The sequence below is a fragment of the Vibrio sp. S457-15 genome, from assembly GCF_000960545.1.
GTDB lineage: Bacteria > Pseudomonadota > Gammaproteobacteria > Enterobacterales > Vibrionaceae > Vibrio > Vibrio parahaemolyticus.
The window spans coordinates 53,654-65,034 of sequence record NZ_JYOQ01000045.1; the positions used below are offsets into that span (position 1 = coordinate 53,654).

An 11,381-nucleotide genomic window follows, 5' to 3' on the forward strand; every position below is an offset into this window, starting at 1 on the left:
GTATCTCAAACTCACTTGGGTATATATTCGAGCGTGAATATTGGAAGGTAAAACAATGGACATCACAAACCTAATTGAGCTGGAAACGATATGTTTAGATCTAAAAGCTCAAACCAAAGATGAAGCGCTCAAAGAGCTGGTCGAAATGCTAGAGGCCGCCGGCAAGCTCAATAGTCAAAGCCAGTTCTTGGCAGATATCTGGAAACGAGAAGAGATCGGTAACACAGGATTTGATGATGGTATTGCGATCCCTCATGCCAAAAGTGATGCTGTAGCGAAACCGGCTGTCGCGGTGGGGATCAGCCGCAGTGGGATTGATTATGGCGCCGAAGATGGCGAGCTGTCCGATGTGTTTTTCATGCTGGCGTCTCCAGATGGTGATGACCATCATCACATTGAAGTATTGGCACAAATTTCCACCAAAATTATCGAAGACGGCTTTGTTGAAAAGCTCAAACAGGCTCAATCGCGAGAAGAAGCGCTTGAGATGCTGACTGATATTCAAACCCAATCCAATGAATTTCTCCCAACTTCTTTAGAATTTGCATCAGAACCTCTGAGCCCTTGGGCGCAAAAACTTGGCCGCATTAAAGAGCACCTGCTGTTTGGCACATCCCACATGATCCCGTTTATCGTTGCGGGCGGTGTGTTGTTGTCGTTGTCGGTGATGATCTCTGGTCACGGTGGCGTACCACAAGAGGGCATTTTGGCCGATATTGCCCAAATGGGGATTGCTGGCCTGACATTGTTTACTGCCGTTCTTGGCGGTTACATTGCTTATTCCATTGCCGACAAGCCGGGCCTTGCGCCGGGTATGATTGGATCTTGGATTGCGGTCAGTCATTACAATACGGGTTTTTTAGGTGCAATTGTGGTCGGCTTTTTTGCTGGCTTTGTCGTTTGGCTATTAAAGAAAATTCAGCTACCAGACAGCATGAGTTCGCTTGGCTCGATTTTTATTTATCCGCTAGTCGGTACGTTTGTTACTTGCGGCGCGGTGATGTGGGTGATAGGCGCTCCGATTGCCAGCGCAATGACCACCATGAACGAGGTGCTGACGGGCATGGCGGGCTCAGGCAAAGTGATGCTCGGAACTGTGCTTGGGGCCATGACCGCGTTTGATATGGGCGGCCCAATTAACAAAGTGGCGACGTTGTTTGCTCAAACCCAAGTGAACACGCAACCATGGTTGATGGGCGGGGTCGGTATTGCGATTTGTACGCCGCCATTGGGTATGGCACTAGCCACGTTTTTGGCGCCGAGTAAATTCAAGCGAGATGAACGCGAAGCAGGGAAAGCCGCAGGTATTATGGGGATGATCGGTATTAGTGAAGGTGCGATTCCTTTTGCCGCTGGCGACCCTGCACGAGTGCTACCCGCTATTGTGGCGGGTGGCATCGTCGGTAACGTGATTGGCTTTATGTTCCACGTAATGAACCATGCACCGTGGGGCGGTTGGATTGTTCTCCCTGTTGTGGATGGAAAAGTTGGTTATATCATCGGTACGATTGCTGGCTCTGTTACCACCGCGTTGATCGTGATTGCACTAAAGAAAACCGTGACCGAAGATGAGAGTTATACAGGTCATTCTCAAGTATATGGCTCCGTTCAAGGCGAAGGTGAGGCGGATGTTTTGGCGGTCACATCTTGTCCATCAGGAGTGGCACATACGTTCTTAGCGGCGAAGTCATTGGAAAAAGCAGCTTGTGCACTCGGCATTAAGATTAAAGTCGAAACCCAAGGGGCGAATGGCGTCATCAACCGAATTACCGAGAAAGACATCGAGAAAGCGAAGTTTGTGATCTTTGCTCATGATGTCGCGATCAAAGAACCGGAACGTTTTCGAAAAATAAAAGTGTTGGATGTGACGACCAAGGATGCCATGTTGAACGCTACGGCTTTGTTGCAAGCACGTAGAGTGTCTTAGCATTTTACTTCTGAGAAATTTTTCCTTAATAACCCTGCTGGCTGCTTCGGTTTTTACTCCAACATCGTGCTCCACTTTTATTTGTGCCGCGAGTGAAGGATAAATTACGAGTAATGTTTTCAATTCTTTAGTAGCATGTTACAAAACATTTCAGTCAGGTGAACTAAGGGTAAGGGAAGCGTGCAATGGAAAAACAACGAGTAGCATTTATTGGTTTGGGTGTCATGGGCTACCCAATGGCGGGCTATCTGAGCAAAGCGGGGTATGAAACCAAAGTATACAACCGCACCAAAGCCAAAGCTGATAAATGGGCTGCAGAATACAATGGCATTGCGTGCGAGACACCGCGAGAAGCGGCAGAAGGTTGCGATATCGTATTTACTTGTGTTGGTAATGATAACGACGTACGCAGCGTGGTGTATGGTGAAGAAGGCTTGTTAGTTGGTCTCAAAGCGGGCGCGGTTTTGGTTGATCACACAACAACCTCGGCAGAACTTGCTGTGGAACTGGCGGATGCGTGTAAAAAAGTGGGCAATCACTTTATCGATGCGCCAGTCTCGGGCGGTCAAGCGGGCGCAGAAAATGGCGTGTTGACCATCATGTGCGGTGGTGAACCGAGTGTATTTGACCATGTTGCGCCTGTGATGGATGTGTACGCGAAACAAATCACTCTGCTGGGCGAAAATGGTCAGGGACAGCGTTGTAAAATGGTAAACCAAATCTGTATTGGTGGTATTTTGCAGGGCTTGAGTGAAGCACTTTTGCTTGCGCAAAAATCTGGCTTAGACATTGAACAGGTTGTCGAGACGCTGAAACACGGCGCTGCTGGTTCATGGCAAATGGAAAACCGTGCCACGACCATGGCGCAAGACAAGTTTGATTTTGGCTTCGCGATTGATTGGATGCGCAAAGACCTTGGCTTTTGTTTGGAAGAAGCTGAGCGTGTTGGGCTCGAGCTTCCATTGACTAAGATGGTCGACGAGCAGTACGCAGGCCTTCAACGAGAAGGGCTTGGCCGTATGGATACGTCAGTACTAATTAAGGCTGTAGCCAAAAATCAGTAGTAGATGAAGAACTCTTTGGTATCGAAGAGTTTGAAAAAGTCTAAATTGATCATATCGAATTTCTCTTAACTGGGAGGCGCAACGTGCGCCTCCCTTTTTATTTACTATGGAATATTTGCTGTGGGTTATTTCGCTAAACCTAACGCCAGTTCTAAGCCTTTGCCGTAGGCTTCGTCCGCTTGGTAAGCGTGGTTGACGTGACGTTCTTTAATGAAATCTGGCACACCATCCATCGCTCGTGCGGTGTTATCAAACAGCGCTTGGCGTTGCTCTTCGTTCATTAGTCGGAACAGGTCACCTGCTTGGCTAAAGTAATCCTCATCAACACGATGGTCGTAATGGTCAGCATGGCCGCTAATTCGCAATGGTGGCTCTGAATAATCAGGCTGCTCTGCCCACTCTTGTTTGTAGTTTGGCTCGTAACCCAGTGTTGAACCGAAGTTACCGTCAACTCGCATTGCGCCGTCACGATGGTAGCTGTGTACTGGACAACGAGGGGCGTTGACTGGAATTTGGTGATGGTTTACACCTAGGCGGTAACGCTGTGCATCTCCGTATGCAAACAAACGGCCTTGCAGCATTTTGTCTGGCGAGAAACCAATTCCAGGAACGATAGCTGCCGGGTTAAACGCGGATTGCTCAACTTCTGCATAGAAGTTTTCTGGGTTACGGTTCAGCTCAAACTCACCTACAGGGATAAGTGGATAATCTTTTTGAGACCATACTCTTGTTAGGTCGAATGGGTTAAAGTTAACTTCGTCGGCATCTAATTCTGGCATGATCTGTACGTACATTTTCCATTTCGGGAAATCCTGACGTTCAATCGACTCATACAAATCGCGGTGATGGCTTTCACGATCTCTGCCCGCCAGCAGTTGTGCTTCCTCATCGCTGATGTTCTTAATACCTTGCTGAGTTTTGAAGTGGAACTTCACCCAGTAGCGTTCATTTTCAGTGTTGATAAAGCTGAATGTATGGCTACCGAAGCCGTGCATGTGACGGTAAGACGCAGGAATACCGCGGTCACTCATGACGATGGTTACTTGATGGAACGCTTCTGGGAGTGATGTCCAAAAATCCCAGTTGTTTGTCGAGCTGCGCATGTTGGTGCGTGGATCGCGTTTCACCGCGTGGTTGAGGTCAGGGAACTTCAACGGGTCACGTAAGAAGAAGACTGGCGTGTTGTTGCCGACTAAATCCCAGTTGCCTTCTTCGGTGTAAAACTTTAGGGCAAAACCACGGATGTCTCGTTCCGCATCCGCTGCGCCGCGTTCACCAGCAACGGTCGTAAAGCGAGCAAACAGTTCGGTCTTTTTACCAATCTCAGAGAAAATTTTTGCACGAGTGTATTTTGTAATGTCGTGAGTCACGGTGAATGTGCCGTACGCACCAGAACCTTTTGCGTGCATACGACGCTCAGGGATCACTTCACGATCAAAGTGCGCTAGCTTTTCTAGAAACCAGACATCTTGTAGGAGTTGAGGGCCACGTGGGCCTGCTGTCATCACGTTTTGGTTATGAGCAACTGGGCAACCTGCCGCAGTCGTTAGCTTTTTGTTTGTCATTCTTATTTCCCTCCAGGGATTCATCAAAACCTTAGAATCTGAAAGGAAGATTATTACGGAAAGTCATGAGGTTAAAGCTGATAATGCTTATCAATTCAATAGGTGGTGACTATGGCTGAAAAGTCACAGAAATCAGAATTGGACTATATTTTAGTTGTTGATTTATCTTAGGATTTATTAGCAACAATCAAGAATAATTGGTAGGGATAGAAGAGGTATGAATGATTGAATTTATAAATGAATACTTGCGCTCTATTTCGATAAAAAACGTCCCTTTGATGCGATTGAGACAACGTTATTTGTCTTCAATCCAAGCCTCAAAGGGACGATTAAATTAAGCGTAGTTCACTTCAATTTGTTCGGCTTTCTCGAAAGCAGGGTGCGTCGCAAGTTGTTTACCGTAACGAACCATATTCGGGAATTGTTCTGCTAGGCCAAACATCTGTACTAACTCAACGATGAAAGACATCATGATGTCTGCACCCGTCAATCGCTCTTCTACGAGGTAGGTTTTTCCTTCCAACGCTTGTTCGAAGTAGCTCAATACATTCATTGCTTCTTTGTCGGCGTATGCAGGCAAAAATTGCATCGAGTTCGACTCTTTACTGATGAATATTTTCAATAGCATCGGCAAAATAGCGGAGCTTTCTGCAAAGTGCATCCATTGTAAATATTCAGTATGCGCTTTTGTACCACGTTTAGGGGCAAGCGCTCCGTCACTGTACTTTTCAATTAAGTATTCAGTCATGGCTCCTGATTCAATAATAAACTCACCATCATCTTCAAGGAGTGGCGACTTACCAAGTGGATGAGCGCTCTTTAGTTCTGGCGGTGCCATGAAAGTCACTTTGTCACGAACGTAAGGCACGATTTCGTAATCCACGTTGAGCTCTTCAAGTAACCAGATAATACGCTTAGAGCGTGACTGATTCAGATGATGAAGTTTTATCATTTATTATCCCTTCCTTATTGCGGGTTGTTATAGTGGGTCGTTGATTTTTACAACAAGCTTGCCAAAGTTCTTGCCTTCTAGCAGACCAATAAATGCCTCTGGCGCATTGTCTAGACCTTCTACTAGATGTTCGCGGTATTGGATCTTTCCTTCAGCCAACCATTGATTGATATCTTGAGCGAACTCACCGTAACGGTGACCGTAGTCATCAAAAATGATAAAGCCTTGCACCTTGATTCTTTTCGTCAGTAGTTTACCCATTAGCAGAGGTAGATGGTCTGTGCCTTCAGGTAATTCTGTTGCGTTGTATTGAGAAATCAATCCACACAAAGGGATACGTGCACTGGTATTGAGGAGTGGCATGACAGCTTCGAATACTTTGCCGCCTACGTTTTCAAAGTAAACATCGATGCCGTTGTAGCATGCATCTTTCAATTGCTGTGCGAAATCATCTGCTTTGTGATCGATACACTCATCAAAGCCTAAAACCTCTTTTGCGTAGCGACATTTTTCTTCGCCACCGGCGATACCAACTACGCGGCAGCCTTTGATTTTACCGATTTGACCAACTGTCGCGCCGACAGGGCCCGTTGCCGCAGCAACTACAATGGTTTCGCCTAGTTTTGGCTGGCCAATATCCAACAAACCCATGTATGCGGTAAAGCCAGGCATGCCTGCAACACCCAGAGCGTATGATGGGTTTTGTGGCTCTTTGCCCAATTTAATCACCATCTCTCCGGTAGAAATTGCGTAGTCTTGCCAACCCACGGTGTACGCAAGTACCCATTCACCCGCCTCATAGTCCGGGTGGTTGGATGCTTCTACCTGACAAACGGTGCCGCCAATCATCACATCGTCTAGCGCTACTGGTTCTGCATAAGATTCTGCATCGCTCATGCGACCGCGCATGTATGGATCTAGAGAGAGGTAAACCGTTCTTAGCAGCATTTCTCCTGCCTGTGGAACAGGTTTTGCTACTTCTTCTAGGCGAAAGTTTTCAGTTGTAGGAGCACCATGTGGGCGTGATGCTAGGACGATTCTACGATTGGTTGCGTTAGTCATGTTTATCTCACTTATAGATTAGACCGGTCGTCTAGTGTTCGTTCCAAAATATCCCGCTCTTAGAGCGGGAAGATTTAGTGTGTTCCAAAAGGTTAATAGCCCAAATGAAACACGTGTAGGGTATTCATCTTACTTTAACGTTACTTGTTATGGGCAAGTACGCGTGTTTTGCAGTAGATGTTGAGTATAGGTCAGGCTTTGCGTGAGCGCTTCCTGATCTTGATACAGTTTGTTCAGTAAGCTTGCGCCATTCCAAAGATAATAGATCTGTCTGGCCAACAATGCGCTATCACCGTTTGGGATAGAACCATCTTGAATACCGACATCAATACACTCAGCCATAGATTGAATGGTCTTATCAGCGCCTCGACGCAGTGCGATACGCATAGGCTCCGATAAATCTGACACTTCGGCGCTTAGCTTCACTAACAAACATTTGTTTGCATTACAGACATCATCTTCTACTTTTACCATTTCTTCAAAGTAGCTCATTAAGCGTTGGTAGCCATTGAGCTCGGTATTAGTGAAGCGGGCAGTCAATTGTTCAAAGTACTTGTTGAAGTAATCTTGAATCATTGCCTCACCAAACTGTTCTTTAGATTTGAAGTAATGATAAAACGAGCCTTTTGGCACTTCGGCCGTTTTTAGTAGCTCTGAAAGTCCAACACTCGTAAACCCTCGGGTAACAATCAATTCGTACCCGACGTCGAGAATGTGTTGGCGTGTGTCATTTGTTTTTGCGTTCATGGGCGGTACTATAAGATGAATTAGACCAGTCGTCTAGTTTTTTGTGGTCTGCTTTTTGATCAATTCGTATTCGATAACAAATAGCTTATCGATATTCGGGTAGATTTCTCGAATCAACTGTTTGAGTTTTGGCAACTCGATGGCTTCTTGTTCTGCGTGAAACTCATTGATTTCATCAAAGTTTAATGGCTCAACAGACAAGATCTTGATATCACAAACCTTACGATCGGTTTCCAACGTGAACACTTCTACTTCTGTGTTTGGTACATAGTGACTTTCTGACTCGTCACGAATAGTGATGGTCTTTTGGCCAGAAGTGATCAATGGCGTGAGAAATTCGAAAAAGGTAATTTTTGTTGGATGAGATGACATGAGGCTCTCTTTTCTCCGGGTTATTTGGCAAGATTATATACCCAAATAACCCAAAGGTGTTTGCCTAACAACAGGTGCGTCACCTGCCGGAGAGTCTACGCACGAGAGCGAGATGTTCGAAAGAGGGTAATCGCTTTGGCACCAAAGTACCCCAGGATCATACCAATCCAGTTGGTACTCAAATCGTCAAAGCTGAATGAACGGCTTTCAATAAACAACTGGCTAAATTCTTCCGCCGAGATGATCAGCAGTAAGCAAAACAGCAGTCGAATCCCGAACGCGTCTATTTTGGTTGCGTGGGTAAAGCGAGGGAAGGTAAACACAGCGAGAAAACCAATCAACATGCTAAACGTAAAATGCAGCGTGCTTGAGCCTCCAACATAGTTTTCTATATTCAGATAAACGGCATGATTTAGCTCTGAACTCTTCCACAAAGAAAGGCCGATTGTCAGTAGAGATATAGAAATAAAACCTAAACGTGCGATCGTCGAAGTCATCGTTACCCCACAGGAAAGAAGCCCAAATAGCGTTTTACAAAATAGAGCGCGGCAAGGTTTTGGATCGCCATGCCGATCGCCATTGCCCATGCAGCCCCCAGAACGCCGTAGCTTTGGCTAAGAAAAACCAAAAGAGCGATGGAAATAGTGCCTGAACAAATCGTTATGTATTTCATCGTTCTCTCATGGCCGCTCATTAGCAATAAAAATCCTACCGAGCCAGTGGCGATATTGAACAGCTGCCCTAAAGAAAGGACAACTAACAGCGGAGCTGCCGCAAGAAATTCTTCACCAAAGAATTGCATGACGAATTCAGGGTATAGGGTGCAAACCAAGACCGGAAGTAAAGCTGCGCCAATGTTTGCACGACAAGCCCATCGACTTAAATTTCGCAGTTTATCCAGCTTTCCCTCTTTAAAAAGAGAGGCGAACATTGGGGCAACAACGAAGTTAATGGTAATCAGTACAAAGCCAATCAGTAGCGATGTTCGTTGCGCTGCTGCTAACAACCCTAGCTCCGTGGTAGAAATGAAAAAACCAGCAATAACAATGCTTCCCCATTGGAGGATATTGGTGAAAATGCTGCCAATCCACACTTGCTTCGCAGAGGAGATCAGTTCGATATTTGTTGTCGGGGTCGGCTTTTGATATTGACCAGAGCTAAACCATTTAGTCGTTGAAGCAATACTGACGATCAGACTCGCCAGCAGCAACGCCGCCATTAGGCTGTTGATGTTTTGTAAGTGCAGTGTGCTCAGGCCAATAATGAACAAAACCATGAGCACACTGACGCCGAGTTGAAGCGCGAATAGGGATGGCACCACCATTTTACTTGCTTGTAAAACACGGCTGTTGGTTTGTCCTAATACGAGGAAAGGTACGCACATCAGCGCGAGCGTAATCGCCACTATTGGACTGCTGGTTTGATTCAGTTGATTTGGAAAAAGGTAAAAGCCGACAAATAGAGTAACGGCAGCCATGAAACAAAATGTGATACTGCGAGTTAAAGCCGTCCAATAGTTGTCACTTTGCTGTTGAATATCTCCGTTGCTAAACGCAATAGCGTTGAATCGAACTAAAGCAACGTCGAAGCCTCGCTGAGAAATAATGGCTGTGAGCGATACGAGATTGAATAAGAAGAAAAACTGACCTGAAGTGGATGCATCGGTTGTGCGCGACACGATGAGCGTAAGCAAAAAGGCAAATAATGCACTGAAAACTCGCGTGATTGCCGTTTTCATGCCGAGTGACAGCAAGGTCTTTTTGCCACTCGGCATAAGTAGCAGTTTTTGTTGAATGGCTTGAAACATTCTATTTCTCTAACTGTAAATGTTGTTTAGAGCGAGGCGTTGTTTTTCTTCACTGAACGTCTCATTCAACTCGGTGGTGTATTGGCGAAAATCAATGTCATCATAGTGATTGATGCAATGTGTCATTTGCTTTGCCATGTCTTCCGGTGTTTGCGCCAAAAAAGGATAGTTGAGATCTTTTGTGGCACCAATGGAACGAATCACCATAGGGAGGTGCAGCTTCGCGGCTTCTAGAATTGTTAAAGGCATACCTTCCCATGCGGCGGTATGTAAATAGAGATCGGAGGCCCGCAGTTTCTTAACCACTTCATCGCGAGGAAGCATACCCGTTACTTGTACGCCCTCGGCTCTTAACGCTTGCTCTAGCTCTTTGTCTCCTCCTCCAATCCAAGTAATGTCTAATTGGCGATTGAGTGCAAATCGATTCAAGCAACGGAGTGTGTTAAGTAAAAATTGAGGGTCTTTCTGTGGTGCGACACGCCCTAAAACAACAATGTTCAATGCAGCTTGATGGTCTCGGCCGACACGTGTCGCACTTTGATAAGAAACGTAGTTGTTCAGCAGTTCCGCTCGTTTTGCTCCAATGCTAATGGCTAAATCACATTCGCGCTGACTGCAGCCTGCCACCACGTCAATTTTGTTGAGCATCACCTTTTCTAAAGCTTTGTATAGTTGGCGAGCGAAGCCTGAAATATCTTCTCGTTCAAACGCATAGCAGTGCGGGGTATACACCAAGCGGGCGTGGTTGAGTTTCAAAAATCGACCCAAAAAACCGGCTTTGCTAGAGTGCAAGTGCACAATATCGGGTTTTATGTCATTGATGGTTTGATTGGCGTCTCGCACAAACTGCAGAAGCCCACCTTCCACCCATTTCGTTTGAGCAAAAACATCGTGATTGCTGTCCTTGGTCAAATCATTGTGACGCGCTCTAGCAAGCAAAAAGTGTTCATACGGTTCATGTCGAGATGAATGTACATAGCTGTACAGTGCGGTTTGAACACCGCCACCAAAGGCTTCGGTAATATGAAGTACTTTTTTCATGCTGACTTTGTCCCTGGAGTTTTTAACCACTTGGTTTTGAAAGCTTCTCGTTCTTGCTGCGAGTAAATATGGCGATAAAGCGGTAAGTCATACATGTAAAACAACTTAGAAAAATCGTAATGCTGTTTAAAGTATTGGTGGATGTTGGAATACCATTTGTTCTTTGCTTCATTGCTGTTTTTCAGAACAAAGTTGTCGACATTTAGGAAGTCTCCAATCTCTTTGTCAAGGGAACTCAGTTGCTCGCACTTAATCAGAATGACGCTGGCTTTGTCATTGTTGAACGTGAAAAATGGTTGAGTGTTATCGATCTCTTGGCGCATGACATCGATGCTGAAGTTACGTTTTAGCTCGTTATCGAACCAATCTGCGAAGTAGTTCAGGTTGATGTAGTTATCAAAGCAATGCTCTAGATGCTTGTAGGTCACTTCCATGTCGCGGTGGATGGCATCGTTCTTTTTGCCTTCGATAAATTGCAGATGCAGATCTTGGAAAAAACGGGAGAAAACCGTCGCAATCGGGTCACGGATTAATGTAACGATCTTGATTTGCTCGCGCTTTTGCAAAATGCGCTTGCGTTGATTCAGAACCAAGCGGTACATCGCGCGATTTTTAAAATCGAAGAATTTACTCACATCCTTTTTGTTGTGGTACATGTGAAATTCTTCATGATCGTCAAACGTGTGGATGTGATAGCTCGGAATATTACGCGCTTCCAAAGTATGTTCGATAGACGATGAGCCCACTTTCCCCATTTGATACACCAAGATGAAGTTATCAGCCCGAAGTTCTCGGTTCTTTTCAAATTGTCGAGCGATAGAGTATTTCATTGATCAAATCCTTG

At 45.6% G+C, this 11,381-nt stretch carries 11 protein-coding genes; 2 read left to right on the plus strand and 9 right to left on the minus strand.

Features of this window, described 5'->3' with window-relative positions; all coding sequences use genetic code 11:
* Positions 1-55: 55 nt before the first annotated feature.
* On the plus strand, positions 56-1,927 hold the full coding sequence (locus UF05_RS06240; protein ID WP_045545877.1) for a fructose-specific PTS transporter subunit EIIC: 1,872 nt from the start codon (positions 56-58) through the stop codon (positions 1,925-1,927).
* A gap of 185 nt (positions 1,928-2,112) precedes the next feature.
* The gene (locus UF05_RS06245) at positions 2,113-2,991 is read left to right on the plus strand and encodes an NAD(P)-dependent oxidoreductase (RefSeq protein WP_005463052.1); all 879 of its coding nucleotides are present in this window, start codon (positions 2,113-2,115) and stop codon (positions 2,989-2,991) included.
* Positions 2,992-3,116: 125 nt separating this feature from the next.
* On the opposite strand, the gene UF05_RS06250 is transcribed toward UF05_RS06245, so the two are convergent.
* The 9 genes from UF05_RS06250 to UF05_RS06290 all read right to left on the minus strand — a co-directional run bounded on the left by UF05_RS06250 (position 3,117) and on the right by UF05_RS06290 (position 11,367).
* A complete protein-coding gene (locus UF05_RS06250) occupies positions 3,117-4,556 on the minus strand; it encodes a catalase (protein ID WP_045545876.1) in 1,440 nt (479 codons plus the stop codon).
* Positions 4,557-4,890: 334 nt separating this feature from the next.
* Entirely contained in the window at positions 4,891-5,508 is a 618-nt protein-coding gene (locus UF05_RS06255; protein WP_045545875.1) for a glutathione S-transferase family protein, read from the minus strand.
* Positions 5,509-5,535: 27 nt separating this feature from the next.
* Positions 5,536-6,570, minus strand: coding sequence for an NADP-dependent oxidoreductase (locus tag UF05_RS06260; protein ID WP_045545874.1), 1,035 nt, complete (start codon positions 6,568-6,570; stop codon positions 5,536-5,538).
* Between the two features lie 147 nt (positions 6,571-6,717).
* Positions 6,718-7,317, minus strand: coding sequence for a TetR/AcrR family transcriptional regulator (locus UF05_RS06265; protein WP_045545873.1), 600 nt, complete (start codon positions 7,315-7,317; stop codon positions 6,718-6,720).
* A 33-nt stretch (positions 7,318-7,350) separates the two neighbouring features.
* On the minus strand, positions 7,351-7,689 hold the full coding sequence (gene yqfB, locus UF05_RS06270) for a N(4)-acetylcytidine aminohydrolase (RefSeq protein ID WP_024702096.1): 339 nt from the start codon (positions 7,687-7,689) through the stop codon (positions 7,351-7,353).
* A 95-nt stretch (positions 7,690-7,784) separates the two neighbouring features.
* Positions 7,785-8,186 (minus strand): VanZ family protein, encoded by a 402-nt coding sequence (locus tag UF05_RS06275; RefSeq protein ID WP_020841396.1) that lies wholly within the window; start codon positions 8,184-8,186, stop codon positions 7,785-7,787.
* Positions 8,187-8,188: 2 nt separating this feature from the next.
* Positions 8,189-9,496: an oligosaccharide flippase family protein gene (locus tag UF05_RS06280; protein WP_025631294.1), complete on the minus strand. Its 1,308-nt coding sequence runs from the start codon at positions 9,494-9,496 to the stop codon at positions 8,189-8,191.
* 9 nt (positions 9,497-9,505) lie between these two features.
* Positions 9,506-10,537, minus strand: a complete 1,032-nt coding sequence (locus UF05_RS06285; protein ID WP_020841394.1) for a glycosyltransferase — start codon at positions 10,535-10,537, stop codon at positions 9,506-9,508.
* Positions 10,534-11,367 carry a putative capsular polysaccharide synthesis family protein gene (locus UF05_RS06290; protein ID WP_020838115.1) on the minus strand — a complete coding sequence of 278 codons (834 nt, stop codon included), beginning with the start codon at positions 11,365-11,367 and terminating at the stop codon, positions 10,534-10,536. Before UF05_RS06290 ends, UF05_RS06285 begins: the two co-directional genes overlap by 4 nt.
* Positions 11,368-11,381: the final 14 nt, after the last annotated feature.

Coding starts and splice junctions, on each gene's coding strand:
- UF05_RS06240 (WP_045545877.1), top strand. CDS start 56: ATGGACATCACAAACCTAATTGAGCTGGAAACGATATGTTTAGATCTA.
- UF05_RS06245 (WP_005463052.1), top strand. CDS start 2,113: ATGGAAAAACAACGAGTAGCATTTATTGGTTTGGGTGTCATGGGCTAC.
- UF05_RS06250 (WP_045545876.1), bottom strand. CDS start 4,556: ATGACAAACAAAAAGCTAACGACTGCGGCAGGTTGCCCAGTTGCTCAT.
- UF05_RS06255 (WP_045545875.1), bottom strand. CDS start 5,508: ATGATAAAACTTCATCATCTGAATCAGTCACGCTCTAAGCGTATTATC.
- UF05_RS06260 (WP_045545874.1), bottom strand. CDS start 6,570: ATGACTAACGCAACCAATCGTAGAATCGTCCTAGCATCACGCCCACAT.
- UF05_RS06265 (WP_045545873.1), bottom strand. CDS start 7,317: ATGAACGCAAAAACAAATGACACACGCCAACACATTCTCGACGTCGGG.
- yqfB (WP_024702096.1), bottom strand. CDS start 7,689: ATGTCATCTCATCCAACAAAAATTACCTTTTTCGAATTTCTCACGCCA.
- UF05_RS06275 (WP_020841396.1), bottom strand. CDS start 8,186: ATGACTTCGACGATCGCACGTTTAGGTTTTATTTCTATATCTCTACTG.
- UF05_RS06280 (WP_025631294.1), bottom strand. CDS start 9,496: ATGTTTCAAGCCATTCAACAAAAACTGCTACTTATGCCGAGTGGCAAA.
- UF05_RS06285 (WP_020841394.1), bottom strand. CDS start 10,537: ATGAAAAAAGTACTTCATATTACCGAAGCCTTTGGTGGCGGTGTTCAA.
- UF05_RS06290 (WP_020838115.1), bottom strand. CDS start 11,367: ATGAAATACTCTATCGCTCGACAATTTGAAAAGAACCGAGAACTTCGG.